23 protein-coding genes are annotated in these 26,007 nt (G+C 72.2%); 8 read left to right on the plus strand and 15 right to left on the minus strand.

The window, feature by feature from the left end:
- Window positions 1-8: 8 nt before the first annotated feature.
- From ACFT32_RS02705 to ACFT32_RS02715, 3 genes are read right to left on the minus strand one after another with little or no spacing between them, the layout of a single operon-like run.
- Window positions 9-992 carry an ABC transporter permease gene (locus tag ACFT32_RS02705; RefSeq protein ID WP_382484981.1) on the minus strand — a complete coding sequence of 328 codons (984 nt, stop codon included), beginning with the start codon at window positions 990-992 and terminating at the stop codon, window positions 9-11.
- Entirely contained in the window at window positions 989-2,761 is a 1,773-nt protein-coding gene (locus ACFT32_RS02710) for an ATP-binding cassette domain-containing protein (RefSeq protein ID WP_382484983.1), read from the minus strand. Before ACFT32_RS02710 ends, ACFT32_RS02705 begins: the two co-directional genes overlap by 4 nt.
- Before the next feature lie 10 nt (window positions 2,762-2,771).
- Window positions 2,772-3,782, minus strand: coding sequence for a sugar ABC transporter substrate-binding protein (locus ACFT32_RS02715; protein WP_382484985.1), 1,011 nt, complete (start codon window positions 3,780-3,782; stop codon window positions 2,772-2,774).
- A gap of 229 nt (window positions 3,783-4,011) precedes the next feature.
- Between ACFT32_RS02715 and ACFT32_RS02720 the strand changes: the two genes are divergently transcribed.
- Complete coding sequence (locus tag ACFT32_RS02720) at window positions 4,012-5,043, plus strand: response regulator transcription factor (protein WP_382484988.1); 1,032 nt, start codon at window positions 4,012-4,014, stop codon at window positions 5,041-5,043.
- A 15-nt stretch (window positions 5,044-5,058) separates the two neighbouring features.
- On the opposite strand, the gene ACFT32_RS02725 is transcribed toward ACFT32_RS02720, so the two are convergent.
- On the minus strand, window positions 5,059-6,000 hold the full coding sequence (locus ACFT32_RS02725; RefSeq protein ID WP_382484990.1) for a TIGR03619 family F420-dependent LLM class oxidoreductase: 942 nt from the start codon (window positions 5,998-6,000) through the stop codon (window positions 5,059-5,061).
- An 81-nt stretch (window positions 6,001-6,081) separates the two neighbouring features.
- On the opposite strand from ACFT32_RS02725, the gene ACFT32_RS02730 reads away from it, so the two are divergent.
- Window positions 6,082-6,654, plus strand: coding sequence for a MarR family winged helix-turn-helix transcriptional regulator (locus ACFT32_RS02730; RefSeq protein ID WP_382484992.1), 573 nt, complete (start codon window positions 6,082-6,084; stop codon window positions 6,652-6,654).
- 14 nt (window positions 6,655-6,668) lie between these two features.
- Here the strand turns inward: ACFT32_RS02730 and ACFT32_RS02735 are convergent, their stop codons facing one another.
- From ACFT32_RS02735 to ACFT32_RS02780, 10 genes are all read right to left on the minus strand, one after another.
- Window positions 6,669-7,373: a gamma-glutamyl-gamma-aminobutyrate hydrolase family protein gene (locus ACFT32_RS02735; protein WP_382487015.1), complete on the minus strand. Its 705-nt coding sequence runs from the start codon at window positions 7,371-7,373 to the stop codon at window positions 6,669-6,671.
- A complete protein-coding gene (locus ACFT32_RS02740; RefSeq protein ID WP_382484994.1) occupies window positions 7,358-8,848 on the minus strand; it encodes an aldehyde dehydrogenase in 1,491 nt (496 codons plus the stop codon). Before ACFT32_RS02740 ends, ACFT32_RS02735 begins: the two co-directional genes overlap by 16 nt.
- A gap of 52 nt (window positions 8,849-8,900) precedes the next feature.
- Window positions 8,901-10,352 (minus strand): APC family permease, encoded by a 1,452-nt coding sequence (locus ACFT32_RS02745; RefSeq protein WP_382484996.1) that lies wholly within the window; start codon window positions 10,350-10,352, stop codon window positions 8,901-8,903.
- Between the two features lie 145 nt (window positions 10,353-10,497).
- Complete coding sequence (locus tag ACFT32_RS02750; RefSeq protein ID WP_382484997.1) at window positions 10,498-11,100, minus strand: TetR/AcrR family transcriptional regulator; 603 nt, start codon at window positions 11,098-11,100, stop codon at window positions 10,498-10,500.
- Window positions 11,101-11,262: 162 nt separating this feature from the next.
- On the minus strand, window positions 11,263-12,108 hold the full coding sequence (locus ACFT32_RS02755) for a fumarylacetoacetate hydrolase family protein (protein ID WP_382485000.1): 846 nt from the start codon (window positions 12,106-12,108) through the stop codon (window positions 11,263-11,265).
- A complete protein-coding gene (locus ACFT32_RS02760; RefSeq protein WP_382485002.1) occupies window positions 12,101-13,021 on the minus strand; it encodes a 3,4-dihydroxyphenylacetate 2,3-dioxygenase in 921 nt (306 codons plus the stop codon). The genes ACFT32_RS02755 and ACFT32_RS02760 overlap by 8 nt, the downstream gene beginning before the upstream one ends.
- Complete coding sequence (locus tag ACFT32_RS02765; protein WP_382485004.1) at window positions 13,014-14,477, minus strand: aldehyde dehydrogenase; 1,464 nt, start codon at window positions 14,475-14,477, stop codon at window positions 13,014-13,016. Before ACFT32_RS02765 ends, ACFT32_RS02760 begins: the two co-directional genes overlap by 8 nt.
- Before the next feature lie 96 nt (window positions 14,478-14,573).
- Window positions 14,574-15,386, minus strand: coding sequence for an acetoacetate decarboxylase family protein (locus ACFT32_RS02770; protein WP_382485006.1), 813 nt, complete (start codon window positions 15,384-15,386; stop codon window positions 14,574-14,576).
- Entirely contained in the window at window positions 15,383-16,594 is a 1,212-nt protein-coding gene (locus tag ACFT32_RS02775; protein WP_382485009.1) for an NAD(P)/FAD-dependent oxidoreductase, read from the minus strand. Before ACFT32_RS02775 ends, ACFT32_RS02770 begins: the two co-directional genes overlap by 4 nt.
- Before the next feature lies 1 nt (window position 16,595).
- Window positions 16,596-16,784, minus strand: a complete 189-nt coding sequence (locus tag ACFT32_RS02780) for a ferredoxin (protein ID WP_382485011.1) — start codon at window positions 16,782-16,784, stop codon at window positions 16,596-16,598.
- Window positions 16,785-17,122: 338 nt separating this feature from the next.
- On the opposite strand from ACFT32_RS02780, the gene ACFT32_RS02785 reads away from it, so the two are divergent.
- From ACFT32_RS02785 to ACFT32_RS02800, 4 genes are all read left to right on the plus strand, one after another.
- Window positions 17,123-18,472 carry a glutamine synthetase family protein gene (locus ACFT32_RS02785; protein WP_382485014.1) on the plus strand — a complete coding sequence of 450 codons (1,350 nt, stop codon included), beginning with the start codon at window positions 17,123-17,125 and terminating at the stop codon, window positions 18,470-18,472.
- Window positions 18,473-18,489: 17 nt separating this feature from the next.
- Window positions 18,490-19,776: a cytochrome P450 gene (locus ACFT32_RS02790; RefSeq protein ID WP_382485016.1), complete on the plus strand. Its 1,287-nt coding sequence runs from the start codon at window positions 18,490-18,492 to the stop codon at window positions 19,774-19,776.
- A 123-nt stretch (window positions 19,777-19,899) separates the two neighbouring features.
- Window positions 19,900-21,282: an FAD-binding oxidoreductase gene (locus tag ACFT32_RS02795; RefSeq protein ID WP_382485019.1), complete on the plus strand. Its 1,383-nt coding sequence runs from the start codon at window positions 19,900-19,902 to the stop codon at window positions 21,280-21,282.
- Window positions 21,283-21,312: 30 nt separating this feature from the next.
- Window positions 21,313-22,122, plus strand: a complete 810-nt coding sequence (locus tag ACFT32_RS02800) for an alpha/beta fold hydrolase (protein WP_382485021.1) — start codon at window positions 21,313-21,315, stop codon at window positions 22,120-22,122.
- Window positions 22,123-22,129: 7 nt separating this feature from the next.
- Here the strand turns inward: ACFT32_RS02800 and ACFT32_RS02805 are convergent, their stop codons facing one another.
- Entirely contained in the window at window positions 22,130-22,969 is an 840-nt protein-coding gene (locus ACFT32_RS02805) for a (2Fe-2S)-binding protein (protein ID WP_382485024.1), read from the minus strand.
- 103 nt (window positions 22,970-23,072) lie between these two features.
- On the opposite strand from ACFT32_RS02805, the gene ACFT32_RS02810 reads away from it, so the two are divergent.
- Together ACFT32_RS02810 and ACFT32_RS02815 are read left to right on the plus strand one after the other, a co-directional pair.
- A complete protein-coding gene (locus tag ACFT32_RS02810) occupies window positions 23,073-24,248 on the plus strand; it encodes an acetyl-CoA carboxylase biotin carboxylase subunit family protein (protein ID WP_382485026.1) in 1,176 nt (391 codons plus the stop codon).
- Window positions 24,245-25,975, plus strand: a complete 1,731-nt coding sequence (locus ACFT32_RS02815; protein WP_382485029.1) for an IucA/IucC family protein — start codon at window positions 24,245-24,247, stop codon at window positions 25,973-25,975. The genes ACFT32_RS02810 and ACFT32_RS02815 overlap by 4 nt, the downstream gene beginning before the upstream one ends.
- Window positions 25,976-26,007: the final 32 nt, after the last annotated feature.

Consider the following 26,007-nt stretch of genomic DNA (forward strand, 5'->3'; position numbering starts at 1 on the left):
GAGGTGGGTCAGCGCCCCGTGCGGGGTGCGAAGTACGCGAGGGCCGCGCCGGCCACCAGGGCAACGCCCTGGGCCATCTGCTGCCAGAACGTCGGCACGTTGAGCAGGGTCAGGCCGTTCTGCAGGCCGCCGAGGAAGAGCACGCCGAGCAGGACGCCGAGGATCGAGCCGGTGCCGCCGGTGAGGGCGACTCCGCCGAGCAGCACCGCGGTGAGCACGGTCAGTTCGAACCCGGCCCCGGAGGTTCCGGCGACCACGCTGTCCAGCACCGACGCCTTGACGGCCCCGGCCAGGGCGGCGGCCACGCCGGTGACGACGAACAGCGCGAACGGGGTACGGCGGACCTGGATGCCGGAGAGGTGGGCGGCCTCCCGGTTGACGCCGATGGCGAAGACGTGCCGTCCGGCCGGGGTGAGCGCCAGGAAGAGCACGCCCGCCGCCAGCACCAGGGCCGCGATGACGACCGGCGCCGCGACCCCGGCGATCCGCGCCCCGCCGATCCAGGCGAACCCGGAGCCGAAGCCGCTCAGCGGCAGCGGGAACAGCTGCTGTGCCAGGCCCCGTACGGCGGTCAGCATCCCCAGGGTGACGATGAACGCGGACAGGCCGAAGTAGCAGCACAGGACGCCGTTCACCGCCCCGACCGCCGCCCCGGCGGCGAGCGCCCCCAGCAGGGCGACGGCGGGCGACTGGTGGTGCTGACCGGCCAGCCAGCCCGCGACCAGCCCGCCGAGGGCGAGCGTGGAGCCGACCGACAGGTCGAGGTAGCCGCTGATGACGAGCAGGGCCAGCGGGACGGCGACGATGGCGAGGGTGGCGGCGTCGGTGGCGATGCCGCTCAGGTTGGCCGGGTCGAGGAAGCTGCCCGTGGTCAGCTGGAAGACCAGCACCATCGCGACGAGCACGACGAGGAGCGGGTTGCGGCGTACGGTGTCCAGTCCGCCCGTGGCCAGGAGTCGGGGGCGCGTGAGGACGCGGTCGGCGGTGGTCATGCTGCTCCTTCGGCGGGCAGGGGGGTGTGGACGGCCGACAGCAGGGCCTGTTCGGTGAGTTCGGCACCCGAGAGTTCGCCGGCGATCCGTCCCCCGGCGACGATCAGGCAGCGGTCGGCGAGCGCCACGATCTCCTCGGGGTCGCTGGAGGCGAACAGCACGGCGGTGCCGCGCTCGGCGGCGAGTGACGACACGACCCGGTAGATCTCCTGCCGGGCGCCCACGTCGACGCCCTGCGTCGGCTCGTCCAGCAGCAGGACGTCCACGTGCCGGGCCTCGTTGATCCACCGGCCGAGGACGAGCTTCTGCTGGTTGCCGCCGGAGAACGCGCCCGCCGGCAGCCCGGGCCGGGCCGGACGCAGCCCCACCGCCGTGGCAAGCGCCTCGAACACCCGCCGCTCGGTGCGCAACGCCCGTACGCCGTGGCGGGACAGGGGCCGGACGGCCGGCAGCAGTGTGTTGTCCTGCGCGGACAGGGACGGGAACAGGCCCTGTGAGCGCCGGTCCGCCGGCACGAGCGCGATCCCGGCGGCGAGTGCGTCGGCCGGCCGGACGGGGGCGACGGTGCGGTCACCGACCCGGATCGTTCCGGCGGTGGCGCGGCGCCTGCCGTAGAGCGTCTCCAGCACGCGGGTCCGGCCGGAGCCGATGAGCCCGAACAGACCGACCCGTTCGCCTTCGGCGACGGTGACGTCGACGGGGCCGAAGCCGGGGCCGCGCAGGGCTTGGACGACGAGCCGGGGCGGGGGCGAGGTGCGCCGGGAGCCGGGGACGTCAGGGGCCGGCGTGTACGCGGGGTCGCGCCCGTCTCGGCTGGGAGTGCGCCGTGGTTCATGGGCCTCCGAACCAGGCCCCTGCCCCGGCTCGCGCAGGCCCGAACCAGGCCCCTGCCCCGGCTCGCGCAGGTCCGAACCGGGCGCCCGCCACGGCTCGCGCAGGCCCGAACCGGGCGCGTGCCACGGCTCCCGGGTGTCCCGGGCAGGCCCGGGCGGCGGGTCCTGAACGTCCGTGGCCGCCGCGCGGCGAGGCCCGTGCGCGTCCCCCGGCGGCCTGCCCGAGATCGCCGCGACCAGTTCGGCCCGGGTCTGCCCGGCCACCGTGCCCTGGTGCGCGACCCGTCCGTCGCGCAGGACCGTCACCGCGTCCGCGAGCCGTTCGACCTCCGCCAGCAGGTGGGTGACATAGACGATGGCGAGCCCCTGGGGGCGCAGGTCCTCGACGCGTTCGGCGAGGGCGTCGGTCTCCGCGCCGGACAGGGCGGCCGTCGGCTCGTCGAGGACCAGGACGGAGGCGCTGCGGCTGAGGGCCTTGGCGATCTCGACCAACTGGCGTTGTCCCATGGGCAGATCGCCGACCCGGTCGCGCGGGGAGCACCGGGCCGCGACCCGTTCCAGCAGCCCGGCGGCGACGTCCTCCTGGGCGCGCCGGTCGATACGGCCGTACCGGGTCCACTCCTGGCCGAGGAAGATGTTCTCCGCCACGGTCAGAGCGTCGACCACGCTGAGCGTCTGGAAGATGATCGCCACGCCGGCCGCGATCGACTCGCGGGGGCTGAGGCGGGTGTGTGTCGTTCCGCCCACCTCGATGGTGCCGGCGTCGGGCGGGTAGGCACCGCCCAGGCACTTGATGAGGGTGGACTTGCCGGCGCCGTTGTGGCCGAGCAGGGCGTGCACCTGGCCGGCGGGGACGGTGAGGTCCACGCCGTCCAGGGCCCGGACTCCGCCGAAGGACTTGGTCAGGCCGCGGATACGGAGGTTCGTGGTCGTCATCGTGGTGGGCCTAGGCGTTCTGCGCGAGGAGCGCGTCGATCCTGGCGGTGTCGGCGCGCTGGACCAGCGTGATCGGCACCTGGGCGCTGGGGTTGGCCTTGCCCGCCGCGACCGCGCGCGGTACCTCGACGATGGCCGCGGCGATGTCCTTCGGCGCGAGGGCGGCGGAGGCCCGGTAGAAGGTGCCCTGCTTGACGGCGAGGAGCGAGGGCGCGGAGCCGTCCTGTCCGCCGACGAAGGTCTTCGCGTCGTCCTTCCCGCGGCCCGTCTGCTGGAGTGCCTTGAATCCGCCGTACGCGGCGGCGTCCGTGACACCGAGGACGAGGTTGAGGTCGGGGTGCTTGGCCAGGATCGCCTTCGTCTTCGACAGGCCCGTGTCCGGGTCGATGGCCTGTTCCCGCGCCACCACGTCGACGCCCGGCGCCAGCTTGGTGAAGGCGTCGATCATGCCCTTGGTGCGTTCCCGGCCGAGTTCGATGGTGCTGTCGGTGAGGAAGGCGATCTTGCCCTTGCCGCCGAGGTGCTCCTCCGCCCACTTCGCCGCGGCCTCGCCGAGCAGGGTGCCGCCCTCGCGGAAGCTGAACTGGATGTCGGCGCTCTGGTGCCGCAGGGAGCCGCCGTAGGTCACCCAGATCAGTCCCGCGTCGAGGGCCGCCTTGGCGATGGGCTCGGCGGCCTCGAAGACCATCGGGAAGGACACGATCGCGGGGACCTTGCGGGCGACCCAGGTGTTGAGGTTGCTCGCCTGGGTGTCGGCACTGGCGTTGTCGCTGGTCGTGAGCAGCGAGATGCCGTGCCGCTTTGCCTGGGCGGTGGAGAGCTTCACCAGCGTGGAGTAGAGCGGGAGCTGGGTGAAGGGGTAGTCGAGGCCGATCTTCGTCAGGGGCGTGCCGCCGGAGGGCGAGGCTTTGGCCGAGGCGGCCGTGTTCTGCGGTGCCGAGCATCCGGCCGCCGCCAGGGCGGTGGCGGCGGAGAGGGCGAGGAAGTGTCTGCGCGAGGCGGCATACGACGGTGGGGTCATGGCAGGGGCTCTCCGAGGGGCGGGCCCGACTGGAGCGGGCGTCCGGCTGTGCCGAACAGGAAAGACCCGCCGGGCCCGACGCACCATCCGTACAAATACCGACTGCCGACGGCGACCGGCGGAACACCGGGCCCTCGCACGAGTCGGCCGACACCTTGTGGGGCACGGACCGGAGGCCTATCGTTAGGCCCCAAACGATATCCTCGCCCGAGCCGGCCGGAGGCTCGTCATGCCCAGCCACCACCAGATCGCGGCAGCCGCCCGCATCGGCATGCTCACCCGTGAGCGCGACACCGCGACGGCCTCCGCGCAGGCCCTGCGCGAACTCGCCCGCGCCCTGCCGCTGGACGCCGCGACCCTGCTCACGATCGACCCGCTGACCGGCTCCCACGTCCAGGTCGCGAGCATCGGCTACACCGCCGCGGCCTCGCAGGCCCTGGCCGGTGAGTTCGTCGGGACGCCCTGGTACCGCAACGTCGTACGGCGTGAGCTGCCGCCGTCCATCTCGCAGGACGCGGAGGATCCCGAGGACGCCGGACCGCGCTTCCGGCACGGCTGGTTCTACGCCGAGCGCGTCCGCCCGGCCGGCTTCCGGGACGGCGTCACCGGAGCACTGCGGCACCGGGGCCGCCTGGTGGGTCTGGTCCATCTCTCCACCGAGAGCGCGGACGCCTACGGCACCGACGCCCGGCTGCTGCTCGCCTCCGTGATCCCGGCCCTGGCCTCGCTCGCCGACCCGTTGGCGCACGCCGGTGATCTGCACGGTCTGGCCGAGGAGGACGCGGCGAGCCTGGTCACCGGCGACGGCGGGGTGATCGACCTGCCGGGCCGGGACCGGCCCCTGGTGCTGCGGGACGACGGGCCCTTCCGCGCGCTGCTCGACGCCTTCACGGGCACGGGCGGGCGGCGGCTGCGGCTGCTGTGGCCGGCCGGGGACGGCTGGCAGCGGGTCGCCCTGCACCGGCACCCGCCGGGCACCGGCCTGGTGCCGGAGGCGGTACTGGTGCACGAGACGCCCACGGAGCTGCCGTACGGGCTGAGCCCCCGGGAGCTGGAGGTGCTCACCCGGGCGGCCACGGGGCAGACCAACCAGGCCATCGCGCAGGCGCTGTTCCTGTCCCCGCGGACCGTGCACAGCCATGTCGAGCATCTGCTGCGCAAGACCGGCTGCGCCTCCCGCGCCGAGGCCACGGCGCTCGCGGTCCGGGACGGGCTGCTGCGGCCGGACCCGGATCACCTCGCGCGTTTCGTCGAGCGGTGATCCGGGTCCTGGCACTCAGGCGGTAAGCGCCTCGACGCGCCGCATGACCTCGCGGCAGAACGCCCCGACCCCGTCAGGGTCGTCGATGAACTGGTTCGGTTTCACACAGAACGTGGTGAAGCCCTGCTCCAGTTGCTCGGGGATCACGGCGAGCGCCGCGCCGAGATCCGCCGGTGAGCGGTCGTCGGGGAAGACGGCCCGGGTGCCGCCGATCATCTCCAGGTGGGCGATGTCCCGCCCGGCGGCGGTCATCGCCTCCTTGAGCGACTGAAGGTCCTCGGGCGTGGGCCGGCCGAGCGGATGGAAGCCGTGGCCGTACCGCACCAGGCGGCGTAGGACGGGTCCGTGCAGGCGCTGTCCGCCGAACCAGAGCCGGGGACCGTCAGGGCGGTGGGCCTTCGGCTCGAACCAGACGTCCTGGAAGGGGTAGTGCGGCCCCTCGTGGGACAGCGGGGACGGGCCCCAGGCCTTCGCCCAGACCTCCAGCTGCTCGTCGAGGAGCCGTCCCCGGCGGGCGAAGGGCACGCCGAGGGCGTCGTACTCGTCCTTGCTCCAGCTGACCGTGGGCTGTACGACGAGCCGTCCCTCGCTGAGGAGGTCGAGGGTGCCGAGCTCGCGGGCGAGCAGCAGCGGGTGGCGCAGCGGGGCGAGCACGGCTGCGGCGGCGAGGCGCAGCCGGGAGGTGACGGAGGCGATGGCGGCGAGCAGCAGCAGGGAGTTGGGCCAGGGGGTGTGCGGGTCCTGGTTGCCCGGGAGGGCGTAGTCACGGGGGTTGCCCATGATGCCGGCGGCCGCCGCGTCGGGGCCGAGGACGATGTGCTCGCTGACCATGACGGCGTCGAAGCCGGCGTCCTCGGCCTCGCGGGCCCAGCGGACGGCGGCGGGCAGATCGGCCCGGCCGCCGGTCAGGGTCCAGTTCTCGCTGAGGACGAGGAGCATGCGGACAGGCGTGGGCATGTCGGGTTTCCCTTTCGCTTCGTACAATTTGAGTCCGAACGACTGGACCGGCACTGAGCCGGCCCGAGAAAGGAGCCGCCCGTGCCGGGCCACCGATCCATCACCGAGGCCGAGAAGCTCGCAGCGGCGAAGATCGGCGGTTTTCCGATCCGCCGGGAGCAGATGGCGGCGGTGGCGAACATCTACCGGGCGGCGTCCGCCGTGCGGCAACATCTGGAGAACTCGGTGCTGCGCGGTTCCGACCTGACCTGGACGGCCTTCGTGGTGCTCTGGGTCGTCTGGGTGTGGGGCGAGTCGGAGACCCGGCACGTGGCGGAGGAGGCGGGAATCTCCAAGGGCACGCTGACGGGTGTGGTGCGCACGCTGGAGTCGCGGGGGCTGTTGCGCAGGGCGGACCATCCGAGCGACGGGCGGCTGGTGCTGCTGAGCCTCACGGAGGAGGGCGACGCGTTCATGCGGCGGGTCTTTCCCGCGTTCAACGAGGAGGAGGCCTTCGTGACGGCCCGGCTCAGCGACGAGGAGTGCCGCGGTCTCGCCGAAGGACTGCGCAGTGTCGTGCTCCAGGTGGAGGAGCGGGGCGAGGAGCGGCGGCAGTCGCTGCTGGGCGGCGCCGAGCCCGCGCCGCGGCGCAGTGGCCGGCGGCCCCGGGCCTGACTCCCGGGGCGGCCTCACCGGGCGGCGGCCCGTACGAGCGCGTCGAGCAGGCCCTGTTGGGCGGGGTCTTCGTGGGCGGTGTCCTCGGGGTGCCACTGGACGGCTGTGAACCAGCCTTGGGCGCCGGGCAGTTCGAGGGCCTCGATGGTGCCGTCGGCCGCCCGGGCCGTGACCCGCAGGCCGCTGCCCGGGCGGTCGACACGCTGGTGGTGGTAGCAGGACACATCGGCCTTCTCGGTGCCGGTGGCCCGGGAGACGGCCGAGTCCGGTTCCAGGGTGACGGGATGCACCAGGTGCCGGTGCTCGCGCTCCGGTCCGCCCATGTCCTGCTCCAGGGTGCCGCCGAGGGCCACGTTGACGACCTGGAGGCCGCGGCAGATCGCGAGCAGCGGCAGGCCCGACTCCAGGGCGTGGCGGGCGACGTCGAGGTCGAAGGTGTCCTGGAGGGTGTCGACGTCGTAGACGGTGTCGTGCGTGTCGGCGGCGCCGTAGCGGTCGGGGGCCAGGTCGCCGCCGCCGGGGAGCAGGACGCCGTCGAAGCGGGCGAGCCGGGCGGCGGTGCCGGTGTCGGCCGGGTGGATGCCCGCCGGTTCACCGCCGGCCCGCCAGACGGCCTCGATCAGGGCGCGGGCGTTGACCTCGGCGGCGTACCGGAGTGCGGAGGTCCGCGCGGAGAACCGGGCAGGGACGGCGATCAGCGGCCTCACAGCTGGATCCAGGTGGTCTTGAGCTCGGTGTACTTCTCCAGCGCGTGGACGGACTTGTCACGGCCGTTGCCCGACTGCTTCATGCCGCCGAAGGGCACGGTCAGGTCGCCCTCCTCGTAGCAGTTGACCCAGACCGTGCCGGCCCTCAGCCTGCGGGAGACCCGGTGGGCGGTGGACAGGTCGGAGGTCCACAGGCCGGCGGCGAGGCCGTACTCGGTGTCGTTGGCCAGGCGCACCGCCTCGTCGAGGTCGTCGAAGGCGAGCACGGACAGGACGGGGCCGAAGATCTCCTCCCGGGCCAGTCGCGAACCGGGGCCGACCTGGTCGAAGACGGTGGGCTCCAGGTAGGTCCCGCCCGTCTCGGCGAGCAGGCGTTCGCCGCCGGTGCGCAGACGGGCGCCTTCGTCGACACCGCGCCGGACATGGTCGTGTACGCGGTCCAGGTGCACCCGGCCGGCCAGCGCGCCCATCTCCGTCTCCGGGTCGAGGGGGTCGCCGACGCGCAGCTCCCGGGCCCGCCCGACCACCGCCTCGGTGACCCGCTCGGCGATCGAGGCGTGCACGAGCAGCCGCGAAGGCGCCGTGCACATCTCGCCCTGGTTGAAGAAGATGCCCCAGGCGGCCGTGGCGGCGGCCTTGTCGAGGTCGGGGGCGTCGGGCAGGACGATGTTGGGCGACTTGCCGCCGAGTTCCAGCCACACGCGCTTGAGGTTGGAGTCGGCTGCGTAGCGCAGGAAGTGGCGTCCGACGGCGGTGGAGCCGGTGAAGGCCAGGACGTCGACGTCGGGGTGGAGCCCGAGGGCCCGCCCTGCCGTCGGTCCGTCGCCGTTGACGACGTTGAGCACACCCGGCGGCAGTCCGGCCTCGGTCCCGAGGCGGCCCAGGAGCAGGGCGGAGAGCGGGGAGTGCTCCGAGGGTTTCAGGACGACCGTGCAGCCGGCCGCCAGTGCCGGGGCGATCTTCCAGCCGGCCAGGGTCAGCGGGAAGTTCCAGGGGACGACCGCCCCGACCACCCCGGTGGGTTCCCGGGTGACCAGGGCGAGGGCGTCGGGGGCGGTGTGCGGGGACTCGTCGGTGAGCTTGTCCGCGAGCCGGCCGTACCAGCGGAAGGTGTTGATGACGGCGCGCAGTTCGATGTCGTGGGCGTCCGTGATCGGTTTGCCCATCTCCAGGCTGACGGTCAACGCCAGTTCCTCGCGCCGCTCGTCGAGCAGGTCGGCGAGGCGGAGCAGGGCCCGGCCGCGCTCGGCGGGCGCCAGGCGCGGCCAGGGGCCGGTGTCGAAGGCCCGCCGGGCGGCGGCGACGGCCGCGTCCACCTCGGCGGCGCCCGCGTCGGCGACCTCGGCGATGATCCGGCCGTCCCGCGGGGACACGACCGGGAACACCGCCCCGCTGCCCGGTTCGTCGGCGCCGTCGAGGTGATGGGCGCCGAAGAGCTGGAACGTCTTGGCGCGCCGCAGCCACTCGTCGTGGGTGACGGCCGGCATGGAACCTCCTTGGGGTTTTCCCTGACCAGGTCAGGTGGGGGCGAGGTGCGGGTCAGGTGCGGGCGGCCGGCTTGCGCACGCGCGCGGCCACCACGCCCAGTGCCATGACCACCGGCACCGACAACGTGAGCCACAGGGCCGTGGTGCGCTCGCCGCCGATGAGGGTGGTGAAGTTGGCGAGGATGAGCCAGATCGCCCCGGCGATGCCGAGCGCGCCCAGGACGGGTGCGATCAGGGTGTTCCAGGGGCGGGCGTCGAGGCGTTCGCGGCGGAAGAAGACGACGACGGACACCGAGGTCAGCAGGTACAGCAGCATCATCGCCAGGACGGCGACCCCGCTGAACCAGGAGAACAGCGTGAGCACCGGGTCCTTGCCCGCCAGCGCGAAGGGGAGCACGAGGAGGACGGCCAGGATCGTCTGGACGCAGCCGGCCGCCCACGGGGCGTGGCGGCGGTTGAGCCCGCACAGCCGGCGCGGCAGCAGCCCGTCGCGGCCGAGCGAGAACAGGTAGCGGTTGGCGGAGTTGTGGAAGGTGAGGATGCCGGCGAAGAGGGAGGTGGCGAGCAGGACCGGGAGCACGTCGCCCACCCAGCCGCCGAACTCGGCCGCGATGGGCGCGAAGACGAACCCGGCCCCGTCGCCGCCCTCCAGGGCCTTGCCTGCGGCTCCGGTGGCCTGGGAGGCGCCGTACGAGGAGACGATCATCCAGGAGGTCAGGGCGAAGAATCCGGTGACGACGGCGACCGCGAGGTAGGTGGCCCGCGGCACGGTCTTCCTGGGCTCGCGGGCCTCCTCGCCGTAGATCGCGGTGGCCTCGAAGCCGAACATGGACGCCACGGCGAACATCACGGCCACGCCGGGCGCTCCGTCCAGGGCGGCGGACGGGGAGAAGCTGTCGGCGACGCCGAGCCCCTCGGGGCCGCCGCCCTTGACGAGGGTGACCAGGGCGAAGACCGCCAGGATGCTGAACTCCGCCAGAACGAAGACGGCCAGCACCTTGGCTCCCATCTCGACACCGGCGGCGCCGAGCACCTGCACGACGGCCATGGTGGCCAGCGTCCAGACCCACCACGGCAGGTCGAGGCCGGTGTGGTGCGCTACCAGACCGCTCACGATGGAGCCGTAGAGCCCGTACATGGCGGCCTGGATGGTGCAGTACGCGAAGAGCGCGAGGCCCGCGCTGCCGGTGCCGGTGGTCCGGCCCAGGCCCTTGCCGATGTAGGTGTAGAAGGCGCCCGCGTGCACGACATGGCGGCCCATGGCGACGAAACCCACCGAGAACAGCAGGATCACCAGGCCCGCCACCAGATAGGCGGCGGGCACGCCGGGCCCGTTGCCGAGCGCCACGGCGATGGGGGCCGCGCCGGCGATGCCGGTGAGCGGGGCCTGGGCGGACAGGACGAAGAAGAGGATGCCCAGGACGCCGAGGGCGTCGGGCTTGAGCGTGCCTGCGGTGGGCGCGTCCGGTTTCGCCGTGTGCGGGGAGACCGTCTGACTGTCCACTCGGATCACCTGCCAGAGGGAGGAAGGATCGTTTCAGGCCAAACGAGTTGCCTCATCGTGGGGCGGAACTATCCGTTTGGCAAGGGGTGAGGGACGAGGAATTCCGGAGCGCGAAGGACCGGTCGTGCCGCTCGGGACGACGGGCTCAGGCCTCGTCGCCCCGCCGCTCGGCCAGCAGCCGCAGCACCGAGCGCAGCTCGTCGAGGGCCTCCTCGATGACCTCGCGCTCGCCGAAGACCAGCTGGTGCAGGACGAGTCCCTCCAGCGTGGCGAAGACCATCCGGGACAGGCCCTCGTCGACCGGTCCGGGCAGCATCTGGGTGAGTTCGCGCCGGGCCGCGTCGAAGTACTCGTCGTACAGCGAGCGCAGGTGGGCCAGGAGCTCGGGGCGGCGCCGGGACTCCAGCAGCAGTTCGTACTGGAATGCCTGGAGGTCGGGGCCGGACTCCACCATGTCCGTCAGGCCCACCGAGAAGTCGGCGGCCTTGCCCGTGCCCGGTTCGAGGGCGCTGCTGCTCAGGGAGGCGCGGATGGCGTGGGCCAGGGCTTCCTCGATCAGCGCGTCGCGGGAGCCGAAGTGGTGCACGACCAGGCCGTGGGTGACACCGGCCTCCTCCGCGACCGCCCGGTAGGTGAGCCTGCGCAGCCCGCCCCGGGCGACGACCCGCACGGCGGCCTCCAGCAGGGCCTCGCGGCCCGTGCCGTAGTGCACGCGCTTGCGGGGGCGGCGGCCGGCGGGCTCGGTCATGCCCGCGACCCTACCCGGGCCGTCCCGCTCGACGACGCGGCGGCCGGTTCCCTTGTCGGCGGCGTCGCATGCGGTCCGCACGCCGGCGACATCGCGGCGGGTCCGCACGACAGCGACACCGCATCCGGTCCCCACGTCGGCGACATCGCGGCCGGTCCCGCCTCAGCGGCGCGGCGGCCGGATGCCACGGAACTCCCAGTCGCCGCCGAGCGCGGTCGACAGCACCTCCTCCGACTCGGTGGGCTGGGCGCCCACGTCCGTGCGGACGGCGGTCGGCCCGGTCACGATGTGGTTGGTGAGCCGTCCCAGCCCTTCGACCTCCACCTCCACGACGTCTCCCGGCTGGACGGGGCGGGAGTTGGCCGGAGTGCCGGACAGCAGCACATCGCCCGGGCAGAGGGTGATCGTGCGGGCGATGTCCGCGACGAGATAGTGCATGTCCCATTTCATCTCGTCCGTCGAGCCGTCCTGCACCACCTCTCCGTTGACATACGTCCGCAGCCGCTTGCCGTGGAAGTCCCAGTCGGTGACGAGGCCGGGGCCGAGCGGGCAGAGGGTGTCGGAGCCCTTGACGCGGAGCATGGAGCCGGCGTCGGTGTCGCGGAAGTCGTGCAGCCCGTAGTCGTTGGCGACGGTGTAGCCGGCGATGTACTCCCCCGCCTCGACCGGTGCGATGTTCCGGGCGGTCCGCCCGATGACGATGGCGACCTCGCCCTCGTAGTTGAGCCACTTGCAGCCCTCGGGCCGGACGATCGCGCCCTGGTGGGCGTTGAGGGCGGAGGTCGGCTTGTGGAAGTACGTGGGCGTGTCGGGCAGGCCGATCCGGAACTCGTCGACCCGGCTGCGGTGGTTGAGATGGACGGCGATGACCTTGGAGGGCACGACCGGCGGCAGGTGCCGGGCGTCCCCGGCCTTGACGCGACGGCCGTCCCCGGCGACGAGTTCGTCGCCGTCGACGGTGACCTGGACGGCGGCGCCGTCGAGGAGGATACGGCGGTACTCAGGCATGGGCGGACTCCTGCGCGGGGGTGTGGTCTGCGGTCCAGCCGTCGGCCGGGCGGTCGAACCAGAGGTGGACCTGGCCGGTGCCGACGGAGTTCTCGTACGCGCCGTACTGACGGGCCGGGGCGACGCAGTCCTGCTCGCCGAGGGCGCCGGCCAGCATCAGGTAGTGGAAGAACTTCGCCTCGGGCTTGTACCGCCAGAACGCGTCCATGGTGTCGAGGACCTTGTCGTGGCGGCCCTCCTTGAACCAGGCGATGCGCTCCTCATCGGCCTCACGTGCTTCGGGCGTACGAATATGGATGGGGTCACTGGCCTCGTGGTCGCGCAGTTCGCGCAGTGGCCAGAAGGTGTGCGACAGGGCGCCGGAGGCGATGATGAGGACCCGTCGCCCGGGGGTGGCGGCGATCCCGTCGGCCAGTGCCCGCCCGAGCCGCAGATGGTCCTCCATGTCGCCGGTCTGGCAGACGCCGATGGTGATCCACCGCTTGTCGGACAGGCCCTCCCCCAGGTACTTCCAGAGGTTGAGGGTGGCGTAGTAGATCGGCAGGTACGCGTCGTCGATCGGGGTGATCCAGGTGCCGTGCTTGTCGGCGAACCCGGCCACGTTGTGGGCGAGTTCGGGGTCGCCGGGGAAGTCGTACGGCATCCTGCACATGCCGCGCGGCAGCTCCTCGGAGGTGAACAGGCCCGCGCGCCGCTCCTGTGCGGTGACGACGAACTCGACGGTGGTCGCCCAGTGGGAGTCGAGCACGACCACGGTGTCGTAGTCGTCGCGTTCGAAGACGTCCTTGCGGAGCTCCCGGAGCCCGGTGACGAGGGTGATCTCCTTGCCCTCGTTGAGCTCCTGGCGATCCGCCTCGGGCAGCACGATGGTGGGGACGTGGGCGAGCAGCCCGGCCCCGACGATCTCACCCATGGTCCTGGTTCCATCCCTTCGGGGCGGTGACGGTGTTCTTCAGGTCGCAGTAGAAGTCGAAGCTCCAGGTGCCGCCCTCACGGCCGACGCCGGACTGCCGGGAGCCGCCGAAGGGCGCCTGGAGGTCGCGTACGAAGAAGCAGTTGACCCAGACCGTGCCCGCGACGAGCCGCCCGGTGACCCGCTCGGCGCGTTCCCGGTCGCCGGTGACGACGGTGGCGGCCAGCCCGAAACGGGTGCCGTTGGCGAGCCGGACGGCCTCGTCCTCGCCGGCGAAGGTCTGGAGGGTCAGGACCGGCCCGAAGACCTCCTCCTGCACGATCTCGGAGTCCTGGGCGACCTCCGTGAGCAGGGTCGGCGCGTAGTACTGGCCGTCCTTCCGCTGCCCTCCGATGACGACCCGCGCCCCGGCCTCGACGGCCCGCCGCACGAAGCCGTCGATCTTCTCCAGCTGCCGGGGGTGGATGTTGGGCCCGATGTCGGTGGCCTCGTCCCGCGGATCCCCCTGCCTGAGTCCGGCCGCCTTCTCGACGAACCGGCGGGTGAACTCCTCGGCGACCGTCTCCTCGACCAGCAGCCGGGTGCCCGCCAGACAGACCTGCCCGGCGTTGTCGTACTGCTCGACGGCGAGGTCGACGGCCAGGTCGAGATCGGCGTCGGCGAACACCAACAGGGGTGATTTGCCGCCGAGTTCGAGACTGAGCGGGGTGAGGTGCGCGGCAGCCGACTCCGCGATCCGCTTCGCGGTCGGCACGGATCCCGTGAAGCTGATCCGGCGCACGTCCGGGTGCGAGGTCAGGGCGTCCCCGATCTCCGAGCCGTATCCCTGGACGACATTCAGCACCCCGGCCGGCAGTCCCGCCTCGGCGGCGATGTCGGCCAGCAGGGAGGCGGTCAGCGGGGACCACTCCGCCGGCTTGAGTACGACGGTGTTGCCGGCGGCGAGGGCGGGGGCGGCCTTCCAGGTGGCCAGCATCAGGGGTGCGTTCCATGGGGTGATCAGCACGCAGGGGCCTGCCGGGTCCCAGCTGACGTGGTTGGTGTGCCCCCGGGTCTCGAAGTCCTCGTGGCCGAGCGACAGCAACCAGTCGGCGAAGAACCGGAAGTTGTGGGCGACGCGGGGCATCACGCCCCGGCGGTGCGAGCGCAGAAGGGCGCCGTTGTCGGTGGTCTCGACGATCGCCAGCTCTTCGATCCGCTTCTCAACGCCGTCGGCGATGGCATGGAGGAGGCGGGCGCGTTCGGCGCGGGGGGTCGCCGCCCAGGCGGGAAAGGCGTCCCGGGCAGCGGTGACAGCGGCTTCGGCTTCTGCGGCACCGCCTCGGGCTATCTCACCGAGAGCACGGCCGTCGATCGGAGAGTGGACGGCAAAAGTGCCGGCGGAGGCGACGCGCTCGCCGCCGATCCAGTGCCGGGTGTCTATGGAAACACCGGCAACGGTGATTTTCTCGGGCATGGGAAGAGTTCCTTTCAATCGAGGGCATTCGCAGGTACCTAGGGGCGCGGGGAACTGCGCGACAAGCCACCAACAGCCCGCACCCGCTCACCGGCACTACTCGGCAGCCGCTCCGGACGTACCGACCTCCAACAGCCGCCCCCCATCCCAAACCACCCCGACCTGCCGGAAGTACGCAGCGATCGGCTCCCGCACCTCCAGCCGCGCCAACTCCTCCGTAGGCGCCTCGAACAACTCCAACTCCGCATCACCCACCCACGGCTGCCCACCCTCGAACGAAGCCGCCCCGGACTCGATCAGCTCATCGAGAGCCAGCCCCTTCCCCGTCTCGATGGACGGCAGCCACCGGTGATGAGCCATGGGATGCGCATTGACGAACCCACCACTCTCAGACGGCTCGCGCAGCGTCACCACGGCCTGCGCAATACGCCGGTCCGCCGCGGCCAGCGTCGCCCCGAACCGCGCCCCCGCCTCGATCCGCGGCGCGGGCCCGAACGGATGCGGCCGCGTCTGATGGATGGACCCGAGCTTCTTCGGATACCCCTGGTGCAACCCCCGCGCGATCGCGAAGTCCTTGTCCACCCAGATGTGGACACACCGCGAATAGGTCCGCCCCCGGAATGCGCACCGCACCACCGCGAACGCCTCCTTGTACTGCGCCCGCACAGGATCGAGCAGCTCGTCCCCCGCCCCCGAACACGACTGCCAGTCCGCCCAGATCAGGGCCACGGCCCCCGGATCCTCGTCGGCCGGCTCCAGCGGCTCGGGCAGCAGTTCACGCACCCGCGCGGGATCGGTGCGGTACTCGACCGTGAGCAGATCACCGGAGTACCGCCACGGCGGCGCGGGGATCAGTGACGAGGCGCCGCTCGCCGTCTTGGGATGGAAGTAGCCACGGACAACGCTCACTTGAGGGCTCCTTGCACAGTGAGGGCGGGCTGCTTGAGCAGCTCGGCGCGGTATCGGGCGGCGCCCCTCGCGGCGGCCGGTCCGCCGAGCGCGACGACACCGACCAGCAGTCCGTCGCTGTGGTAGCCGACCAGGACGTCCCCGGACGGATCGCCGTCGAGGACGCGGACGTCGCCGAGCCCGAGAGCGGGCGCGCCGAAGGACTGGAGCCGGAAGTCGTGCTGGTCGCTCCAGAAGGTGGGCAGCGGTGCGAAGGGCGTCAGACCGGCCGCGCCACCGGCCAGCACCTTCGCGGCGTGCTTGGCCGAGTCGGCCGGGACGGACCAGTGCTCGACCCGGCGCGGCACTCCGTCGTAGCGGGCGTTGGGGAAGCGGGCGATATCGCCGACGGCGACGACTTCGGACCGGCCGCCGACGCGCAGGTGTTCATCGGTGAGCACCCCGTCGTCCAGGTCGAGCCCGTTGCCGTCGAGCCACTCGGTGTTGGCGACCGAGCCGACGGACTCCACCACCACATCGGCGGGAAGCACGGAGCCGTCCCCCAGGACGACACCGGTGACACGGTCCCGCCCCTCGAACCCGTCGACACCCGCACCGAGCACGAAACGAACTCCCCGCCGCTCATGCCGCCGCAGCAGCACACGCGCGAGCAGTTCGCCGAGCGGCCCGATCATCGGCAGCGGCAGCGGGTCGACCACCGTCACCTCAGCCGCGCCCAGCCCGACAGCCGTCGCGGCGACCTCGCAGCCGATGAACCCCGCACCGACCACGACCACCCGCACCCCGGGCCGGGTGAGTTCGCCCCGCAGGAGCTGCGCGTCGTCGATCGTGCGGACGGTGTGGCGGCCGGCGGCCGGCCCGGGGCACCGCAGCCGCCGGGGCCGCATGCCGGTCGCGACGACCAGACCGTCGTAGGAGAGCACCGAGCCGTCGTCGAGCTCGACGGTGCGCTCGGCGAGCCGGGCCGCGACCGCCTTCGTGCGCAGCCGCCACTCAACGTCCGCCACGGACGCCTTCGGGGTGAAGGCCAGCGACGCGAAGGCCGCCTTGCCCGCGAGGACCTCCTTGGACAGCGGGGGCCGGTTGTACGGCGGGTGCGGCTCGTCGCCGAGCACCGTGATGCCGCCGGTCCAGCCGGCGGTGCGCAGCTGCTCGGCCGCCCGTAAGCCGCCCAGGGAGGCGCCTGCCACGACGATGCGCCCGCTCATGTCAGTCCTCGATCCGGATGGCCTGGAGCGGGCAGACGTCCGCGGCCTCCTCGACCTCGTCGCGCAGGGCGTCGTCGGGGTCGGGGACGTGGGCCAGGCGGCCGGTGTCGTCCATGTGGAAGACGTCGGGGGCCGCGAAGACGCACTGGCCGTGGTCCTGGCACTTGTTCATGTCGACGACGACCTTCATGGCCGGTCCTCCTGTATGTGAGGGCGTCGAAGGGGAGGGAGAGGGGCCCGGCCGGAAGGGCCGGGCCCCGGCCAACGGGGTGCGGTGAGACGCGCCCCGAACTCGTTTGGCTTCAAACAAGGTAGGCAGGGGCAGGGGTCTGGTCAATAGCTATCCGGATGGATAAATTCTTGCCCCCGCCCTCTTGCGGCACCCCTCACCCGTCCCTACCGTTTGGCATCAAACAAAGCACCGGGCGGTCCCTGGCTCCGCCGCGCCCGGCCTGCTCGCTCTCCCGCCACCCGCCTCCCCGGCCCCGTGTCCCGGAGGTGTCCCGACGTCCGCCCGAGGAGACAACGGTGAGCGCTCATGACCTTGAAGAAGTCCGCCGCCACATGGAGCGGCTCGCCGCCGACGGCATCGACGTGGTCCGGGTGACCTATCCCGACCTGATCGGCACCGACCGGGCCCGTGACGTACTGCTTGAGGAACTGCCCCGGGCCTGCGCGCACGGTCTCGCGTTCTGCCGGGCCGTCTACCACACCAGCCCGCAGGGCGATGTGGTCCCGGTCAGCGGCGGGCTGGACGCGGGGCTGCCGGACATCTGCGTACGGCCGGACCTCGGCACGCTGGTGCCCCTGCCGTGGGAGCCGGGGGTGGCCGCCTGTCTGGGCGAGGTCGTCGACCCGGCGACCGGCGCGCCCGCCCCGGAATCGCCGCGTGACCTGCTGCGCGCCGTCCTCGCCCGGTGTGCCGAGCACGGGCTGCGGCCGGTGGTGGGGCCCGAGCTGGAGTACTTCCTGTGCGAGCCGGAGCCCTCCGGCGGCTGGCGCCGCTACGCACCCGAACCGGGCGTCGTCTACACCGCGGGGCTGCGCGCCGACCCCGACAACCATCTGCTGCGCACCCTGCGCCACGTACGCGATCTGAGGGTCGGGGCGATCAGCGGCAACCACGAGTTCGACGGCGGCCAGATCGAGATCAACCTGGCGCACTCCGACGCGCTCTCGGCAGCGGACCGGTCCTTCCGCTTCAAGGCGGCGATCAAGGAACTGGCCCGCAAGGAGGGCAGGCTGGCCACCTTCATGGCCAAGCCCTTCAACGACGCGGGCGGCTCCGGCTTCCACCTCCACCTCTCCGGCGAGGACGACCGGGGCGGCAACACCTTCGACGACCCGTCGGGCCCGTACGGTCTGTCCGCCGTCGCCCGGCACGCCGTGGCCGGTGTCCTCGCCCACGCGCCCGCCCTGGCCGCGCTGCTCAACCCCACCGTCAACTCGTACAAGCGCTTCGGCCCGGACACCCTCGCGCCCTGGCTGATCGACTGGGGGCTGGACAACCGCAGCGCCATGGTGCGCATCCCGCCCGAGCGCGGCTCGGGTGCCCGGCTCGAACTGCGGCTGGGCGACGCGAGCGCCAATCCCTATCTGGCGATCGCCGGTACGGCGGCCGCGGCTCTCCTGGGCGTCCTGGCCGGCGAGGAGCCGCCCGCCCCGCTGGAGGGCTACGGCTACGACACCGCCCGGTCCGCCGCCCTGCCCCAGACGCTGTCCGCCGCGCTGGACGCACTGGAGGCGGACACCGCCCTGACCGACCTGCTCGGCAAGGGCTTCACCACGTCCTTCGTCTCCTACAAGCGCGACGAGGTCGAACGCTTCCACCGGCATGTCACCGACTGGGAGTTCACCGAGTACGCCTACCACCTGTGACGCCGAGGAGCTGTTCGATGACCACCGAGACCCCGACCGACGCCGTGCGCGAGCCGCTGCCGCTGGCCGATGTGAACCTCGCCGACCTGGACCGTTTCACGGACGGCGTCACGCCCTGGCGGATGTTCCACACCCTGCGTCACGAGGACCCCGTGCACTGGCAGCCCGAGGAGGCGCCCAACTCCGGTTTCTGGGCGCTGACCCGGCACCGGGACATCGTCCGGGTGGACCGCGACCCGGAGACCTTCACCTCCACGAGGTTCGTCAATCTGGAGGAGGTCGACGACGACCAGATCAAGAAGCGCGCCTCGATCCTCGAACTGGACGGGGTACGGCACCGGGCGCTGCGCAGCCTGATCCAGCGGCAGTTCGGCGCGAACGTGATCAGCGGCTACGCCGACTTCCTGCGCGGTCTGACGGCCCGGACCCTCGACGCCGCTCTCGCCAAGGGCCGCTTCGACTTCGTCGAGGACGTCTCGGCGGACTTCCCGATCAACGTCCTGGCCCGGCTGCTGGACGTGCCCCCGGAGGACAACCAGCGGCTGATCGACTGGGGCAACCGCATCATCGGTCACACCGACCCCGACTACGCGGACGTCCTGCTGCACAGCGAGGAGAGCGAGCGGTACCGCGATCTGCCCTTCCGCTCCCCCGCCTCGCTGGAGGTATTCGAGTACGGCCGGGAGCTGGCGCGGCAGCGGCGGGGCGGGGACGGCACGGATCTGATCTCCCGGCTGGTCAACACCATGCCCCGGGACGGTGTGCCGCTCTCCCCGCAGGACTTCGACAACTACTTCCTGCTCCTGGTCGTCGCCGGCAACGAGACCACCCGGCACACCATCTCCCATTCCATGCTGGCCCTCATCCAGCACCCCGAGCAGCTGGCCCGCCTCCAGGAAGACCCCTCACTGATCCCGGTCGCGGTGGAGGAGTTCCTGCGCTGGGCCTCCCCCGTCTACCACTTCCGCCGCACCGCGACGCGCGATGTCGAACTCGGCGGCAGGCGGGTCAGGGAGGGCGACAAGGTCGTGATGTGGTTCGCCTCCGGCAACCGCGACGAGGAGGTCTTCGGCGATCCGTACGACTTCGACGTCACGCGCATCGACAACGACCACGTCACCTTCGGCAAGGGCAGTCCCCATCTGTGCCTGGGCAATCTGCTGGCGCGCACCGAGATCCGGATCATGTTCGAGGAGCTGATACCGCGCCTCGCGGACATCCGTCTGGCCGGTGACGTGCCGCGGGTGCGGTCCAACTTCGTCAACGGCGTCAAGAAGCTGCCGGTCGAGGTCACCCTGGTCTGACTTCGGCGGAGAGGTCCGGTAAACGCTGGCCACAGGGGGTGCGGGCCCTGCGGACATGCATCGCCGCGCGGTCGGCGGGACGCTGGTGATATCAGCACGGTCACGCGTCCCGAGGAGATCGTCATGAACAGCGCCACCCTGGAAGACATGCGGACCACGCTGCGAGGACCGGTCATAGGCCCGCGGGACGCCGAGTACGACCAGGCCCGCAAGATCTACAACGCGATGATCGACAAACGCCCCGCCGCCATCGTGCGGTGCGCGGACGCGGCGGACGTCATGGCCGCGGTCGCCTACGTCCGTGATCACGGCCTGGAACTCGCCGTGCGGGGCGGCGGGCACAGCGGCCCGGGTCTGTGCCTGGTGGACGACGGTGTGACCATCGACCTCTCGCCGATGCGCGGGGTGCGTGTCGACCCGGCGGCGAAGACCGCGCAGGCCGGCGGCGGCGCTCAGCTCGGCGACCTGGATCACGCCACCCACGCGTTCGGCCTGGCCACCCCCACGGGCATCATCTCCATGACGGGGGTCGGGGGCCTGACCCTCGGCGGCGGACACGGCTATCTCACCCGTAGGTACGGCCTGACCGCGGACAACCTGATAGCCGCCGATGTCGTACTGGCGGACGGCGGCTACGTCACCGCGAACGCGGACGAACACCCGGACCTGTTCTGGGCCCTGCGGGGAGGCGGCGGCAACTTCGGCATCGCGACCTCCCTCACCTACCGGCTGCACCCGGTGGACACGGTCGGGGTCGGGGTGACCGTCTGGCCGGTGGACCACACCCGCGAGGCGCTGGCGTGGTACCGCGAGTTCCTCCCGCAGGCGCCCGAGGACGTGTACGGCTTCTTCAACGTCTTCGTCGTCCCGCCCGGCCCGCCCTTCCCCGAGGAGCTCCACCGGCAGAAGGTGTGCGGCATCGTGTGGTGCCTCACCGGAGACCTGGACCGGCTCGACGAGACGCTCTCCGTGGTGAACGAGGCAGGTCCTCCGGCCTTCCACTTCACGACCCCGATGCCCTACGTCGGGCTGCAGAGCATGTTCGACGAACTGATCCCGACCGGCTACCAGTGGTACTGGCGCGGCGACTTCTTCGACCACATCCCGGACGCCGCCCTGGACGTCCACCTCAAGTACGGCGAGAACAACCCCACCCAGCTCTCGCTGATGCACCTCTACCCGGTCGACGGGGCGGCCCACCGGGTGGGCCCGGACGACACGGCGTGGAGCTACCGGGACGCGGTCTGGTCCGGCGTCTTCGCCGGTGTGGACCCCGATCCGGTCAACGCCGGGGCCATCAGGCAGTGGTGCGTCGACTACCAGGAAGAGCTGCACCCGTACTCCATGGGCGGCTCGTACGTGAACTTCATGGGGTCGGGCGAGGGCCAGGAGCGGGTCCGGGCGACCTACCGCGACCACTACGACAGGCTCGCCCGGGTCAAGCGGACGTATGACCCGGACAACCTGTTCCACGCCAACCAGAACATCGCCCCGGCGCGAGGGTGACGACACGGGTCACCGCTACGGGAGGCGGCCATGGGACAAATGATCAACGCTGACGGTGTGGATCTCTGGGTCGAGCGACGGGGCCAGGGACCCGACGTCCTGCTGATCTCGGGGCTCGGAGACCCCGCCGAGGCGTGGCAGGCGCAGCTCGACGGGCTCGCGGACCGCTACCGGCTCACCGCCTTCGACAACCGTGGCGCCGGGCGTACGCCACTGCCCGAAGGGCCGCTCACCGTGCCTCGGATGGCCGACGATGCCGCGGCCCTGCTGCGCGCGCTCGAGATACCGGCCGCCCATGTGACCGGTTTCTCGGGAGGCAGCTTCATCGCCCAGGAGCTCGCGCTGAGGCATCCCGGCCTCGTCCGCAGCCTGGTCCTGATGAGCACGACGGCCCGCCCTGATTCCTACTTCCGCGCCATGACGCGCTTCTGGGAATGGATGGTGGAACGGGCCCCGAGCGAGCGGGCCATGCTAGAGGCGTTCTACCTGTGGATCTACACGCCGCGTGCCCACGCCGACGGCATGGTCGACCGGCTCATCGACGAGGTGCTGGCCTTCGAACACCCGCAGTCCGCCGAAGCCTTCCAGCGCCAGCTCGCGGCGTTCGGCCGCCATGACACGGCCGAACGCCTCGGCGGCATCACGGCACCGACACTCGTCCTCGCGGGCGAGATCGACCTCGCCACTCCGCCGCGCCTGGGCCGCGCGGTCGCGGACGGCATCCCGGACGCCGAGTTCGAGATCCTGCCCGGGGAGGCTCATCAGCCGTTCCAGGAGGTGCCGGAGGTGTTCAACGCGCGCGTCGAGGCGTTCTGGCGGAAGGTGGAGGCGGAAGGCTGACGGAACGTCACTCCTCGAGCCGGCGCAGCCGTTCCGTATCGCAGGTGCGGGGGCAGGTGCCGCAGGCCTCGTCGGGCCGGATGGCGTAGTAGAGGCAGCAGCCGGCGCGGGTGCGGGTCGTGTGACTGCGGCCGTCGGTGCCGGTCAGCAGGCGGAAGTCCGCTCCCGAGGGGTAGGGGCTGACGGGTTCGGGGAGCAGGGCGGTCGCCGCGCGTACGGCGTCCTCCTCGCGGCCGAGGGTCCGGCCGAGGTACCAGATCCCGGAGACGAGGTCGTCGCCGACCATGCCCCACAGGGCGCGCGGTCCGCGGCGCACGGCGGGGCCGAGGGCGGTGAGCAGCGGGCGCATGTGGTCGGCGACGGCGGCGCGCAGCTCGGCCCGCAGGGCCTCCTCGCCCGCGACGGTCACCGCGCCGGGCAGGGCGGCGACGGGGTCGCCGGGCAGGCAGGCGACGCGCGGCTCGGGCCTGATCGTGTATGCCCCCGCCGCGAGGTCCAGGCGCACCGACTGGGGCCGGATGCGCGGCACCCGGCGTTCCAGGTACCAGACGCCGCTCATGAGGAGGGCGATCGACCAGGCGTAGTCGTGCAGGGCGCGTGAGGCGGTGACATGAGGGCGGGGAGAGTGGGCGAAGCGGGTGTGGATGCGCGTGGCCTCGGCGTCCAGGAAGGCGTCGAGGACTGACTGATCCGACGTCAGTTCGGCTGCGGTGACCGCCTGTTGGCCGTAGGCCGTCCGGGGGTCCGCGACCTCGACGGTCAACGCCTCGCAGATGCCGGTCAACCGCCGGTAGGCGGTTCCGAGGACGGAGGCGAGGGTCGGCGGTGACTCCAGGACGGTGCGCATCGATCACTCCTACGGGCAGTTGCGACCCGCGATTGGATAGGTAAGGCTAACCTAATGTACAAGATCGTCGGACGTGCTCCCGACCCACCGATGGAAGACCGCCATGCGCCTGTACCTGCTCGCCCTCAATCCGACGGACTCCGTCACCGAGGGCTTCCTCCCCGCCGCCGCCCGGCTGGGCCTGGACGTCACCGTCCTCACCGACCAGCCCGACGCCCACCGGAGAACCTGCCCGGACGTCGAGGTACTGGAGTGTGACGTGCGGGACTTCCGGGCCGTCGTGTCGCGGATCTCGGCCCACGGTCGCCCCGGTGCCGTCTTCACCAACAGCGACCATCTCCAGACCCAGGCCGCCCTGGCCGCCGACTACTTCGGCCTGCCCGGCAAGGACTGGCGGGCCACGCTGCGCTGCCAGGACAAGGCGGAGATGCGACGCCGGCTGGCCGCCGCCGGGGTCGACGCCGTCTGGTCGGCCGAACTCACCGAACCGGCGGCCCCGCTCGACGCGCCCTACCAGTGTGTCGTCAAGCCCCGTGAGGGCGTGGCCAGCGAGGACGTCCTGCTCGTCGACGGCCCCGAGGACCTGGCGATCCGCGCCAAGGAGATCCTGGAGCGCCGGCCGGGCACCACCCTGGTCGTCGAGGAGTTCCTCCCAGGCGAGCTGTGCACGCTGGAGACCCTGGGCGACGGCCGGGTCCGCCACGTCCTGGGCGGCTTCCGCACCGCGCTGTCGCCGCCGCCGCACTTCGTCGAGCAGCGCCTCACCTTCGTCCCCGCGCACCCCGAACCGGTCGTCGCGCAGGTGCTCGCCCAACTGGACGTGCTCGGCGTCGGGTTCGGCGCCTGTCACACGGAGTTCGTGGTGCACGAGGGGCGGGCACGGATCATCGAGGTCAACTACCGGGCCATCGGCGACCAGTGCGATCTGCTGCTGGAAGGGCTCCTCGGCATCCCGCTGTTCGAGCACATCCTCCGCACCTATCTGGGCGAACCCCTCCCGGCCGATCCGGGTGCCCGCCGCGATCGCGCGGCCGTCCTGGAGTACCCGTGCGCCGACCGGGCCGGGACCCTGACCGACGCCCCGGCCGCCACCGAGCTCACCGTCGACGGAGTGTGTCTGACGTACCGTCCGCTGCGGGCGGTGGGCGAGCGGCACGAGCTGTACCGCACCAACCGCGACTACCTCGGCGTCCTGCGGGCCACCGGCACCGACCAGGACACCGTGGACCGCGTGGCCGCCGGCTTCCTGGCCGGCCTCCGCTGGGAGATCCGGGCGTGACCGTACTGCCACCCGTGCCGGACACCTGCGCGGCCGAACTGCTCACCCGGGTGCTGAGCGCCCTGCTGCGCGAGGACGTCGTCGGCCTGCGCACCCGCAGCACGCTCGTCCACCGGCCGGACGGACCCTGGCTGCGGCGCGCCGCCGGTCGTGACGCCCTGCTGCTGCCGGTCGCCGAGGACGGCTTCCAGTGCGCGTACGCCGCACGGCTGCCGCTGCTCCTGCGCGCGTCGGACGGCGCCGGGCTGACGTCGTACGAGGAGGTGCTGGACGCGCTGCGCGCGCTCGCCGAGCCCGAGGACCGGGCCGGCTTCGACGCCTTCGCAGAGGAGTGCCGGCAGACGCTGGCCACGTTACGGCTGCACGCGGACACCCGCGATGCCGTCGCCGGGCGGCTGACCGACCGTCACGGTGCCGAGCCGGCGCATTGGACCGGCCTCGGCGGCGGGACGGCGTTCGACGCGCTCGCCGCCCGTCTGGACCATCCGGTGTACCCGACGGCACGCGGCCGGGCAGGGCTGGACGAAGAGCAACTGCGATCGTACGCACCCGAGTTCCATCCACGGTTCCGGCTGCGCTGGCTCGCCGTGCCCAGGGAGGCGGCCCTGTTGACCGGCACGCTTCCGGAACTGTGGCCCACGCCCGCGCGGCTCGGTCTGGCCGGGCTGGAGCGCACGCACCTCGCCCTGCCGGTGCACCCGCTGACCGTCGGCCCCCCGCTCGACGCGGCCTTACGGGCCACCGGTCTGCGTAGGCGGGCGGTACTGGCCGAACAGGGCTGTCTCGACGTCGTACCGACCCTGTCCATGCGGACGGTGGCGACGGCGGCGGACCCGGCGCTGCACCTCAAACTTCCCCTCGCCACCTCGTCGTTGGGGCTGCGCAACAAGCGGTCCGTCAAGCCCGGCACACTCGTCGACGGGGCCGTCGGGCAGCGGCTGATCCAAGAGGTCGTCGCCCGCGAGCCCCGGTTCCGGGACACGATCCTGCACGCCGACGAGACCACCTACGCCCACGCGGGGCACGAACTCCTGGCCGTGCTGTGCCGCCGCTACCCGGCCGGTCTCGGGGACTCGGCCGTCGTGCCGATGGCGGCGCTTCTCGCCGAGGCGCCCGACGGGCGGCTGGTCGTCGACCATCTCGCCGACCGCTTCTACGGCGGCGATCCGATCGCCCTGCTCGACGCCTGTCTGACGCTGCTGTTCGACTGGCAGACCACGCTGTTCGGGTACGGCGTGGCGCTGGAGTCGCACCAGCAGAACATCTCCCTGGTACTCCGGCCGGGCGGTCTCCGGCTGCTGTTCAAGGACAACGACGGGCCGCGGGTCAACGCGGGGCGGCTGCTCGCCCGGATCCCCGGCGGGTGGGACTTCGACGACCCCCGGATCCTCGGCATGGAGGACGGGCCGGTGGCCGACCTCTTCGCCACCATCACCGTCCATCTGTGCGCGGGCGCCTACGCGTTCGGGCTGGCCCGGCACGGCCGCGCCCCGCTGCCTGTGCTGCTGCGGCTGGTGCGCCGACGGCTGGCCGAGGCCGTGGAGCGGCTCGGCGGCGAGGCGGGGGACGTGCTGCGCGCCCGGGTCCTCGACGCCCCGGAGCTGCCGGTGAAGGCGATGGTCACGGCCGGGACGCTGCTCAGCAAGGAGCGTTCGGGCGCCGCCGACATCAACAAGCACTACACCACCGGGCCCAACTACCTGCTGACGTCCCGGAGTACGCCATGAGAACCCGGGACCGGACCGCCGGTTCCGTCCTC

This window comes from Streptomyces sp. NPDC057002 (assembly GCF_042673825.1).
Lineage (GTDB): Bacteria > Actinomycetota > Actinomycetes > Streptomycetales > Streptomycetaceae > Streptomyces.

Coding starts and splice junctions, on each gene's coding strand:
- ACFT32_RS02705 (WP_382484981.1), bottom strand. CDS start 992: ATGACCACCGCCGACCGCGTCCTCACGCGCCCCCGACTCCTGGCCACG.
- ACFT32_RS02710 (WP_382484983.1), bottom strand. CDS start 2,761: ATGACGACCACGAACCTCCGTATCCGCGGCCTGACCAAGTCCTTCGGC.
- ACFT32_RS02715 (WP_382484985.1), bottom strand. CDS start 3,782: ATGACCCCACCGTCGTATGCCGCCTCGCGCAGACACTTCCTCGCCCTC.
- ACFT32_RS02720 (WP_382484988.1), top strand. CDS start 4,012: ATGCCCAGCCACCACCAGATCGCGGCAGCCGCCCGCATCGGCATGCTC.
- ACFT32_RS02725 (WP_382484990.1), bottom strand. CDS start 6,000: ATGCCCACGCCTGTCCGCATGCTCCTCGTCCTCAGCGAGAACTGGACC.
- ACFT32_RS02740 (WP_382484994.1), bottom strand. CDS start 8,848: ATGCCGGCCGTCACCCACGACGAGTGGCTGCGGCGCGCCAAGACGTTC.
- ACFT32_RS02750 (WP_382484997.1), bottom strand. CDS start 11,100: ATGACCGAGCCCGCCGGCCGCCGCCCCCGCAAGCGCGTGCACTACGGC.
- ACFT32_RS02755 (WP_382485000.1), bottom strand. CDS start 12,108: ATGCCTGAGTACCGCCGTATCCTCCTCGACGGCGCCGCCGTCCAGGTC.
- ACFT32_RS02760 (WP_382485002.1), bottom strand. CDS start 13,021: ATGGGTGAGATCGTCGGGGCCGGGCTGCTCGCCCACGTCCCCACCATC.
- ACFT32_RS02765 (WP_382485004.1), bottom strand. CDS start 14,477: ATGCCCGAGAAAATCACCGTTGCCGGTGTTTCCATAGACACCCGGCAC.
- ACFT32_RS02775 (WP_382485009.1), bottom strand. CDS start 16,594: ATGAGCGGGCGCATCGTCGTGGCAGGCGCCTCCCTGGGCGGCTTACGG.
- ACFT32_RS02780 (WP_382485011.1), bottom strand. CDS start 16,784: ATGAAGGTCGTCGTCGACATGAACAAGTGCCAGGACCACGGCCAGTGC.
- ACFT32_RS02790 (WP_382485016.1), top strand. CDS start 18,490: ATGACCACCGAGACCCCGACCGACGCCGTGCGCGAGCCGCTGCCGCTG.
- ACFT32_RS02795 (WP_382485019.1), top strand. CDS start 19,900: ATGAACAGCGCCACCCTGGAAGACATGCGGACCACGCTGCGAGGACCG.
- ACFT32_RS02800 (WP_382485021.1), top strand. CDS start 21,313: ATGGGACAAATGATCAACGCTGACGGTGTGGATCTCTGGGTCGAGCGA.
- ACFT32_RS02805 (WP_382485024.1), bottom strand. CDS start 22,969: ATGCGCACCGTCCTGGAGTCACCGCCGACCCTCGCCTCCGTCCTCGGA.
- ACFT32_RS02810 (WP_382485026.1), top strand. CDS start 23,073: ATGCGCCTGTACCTGCTCGCCCTCAATCCGACGGACTCCGTCACCGAG.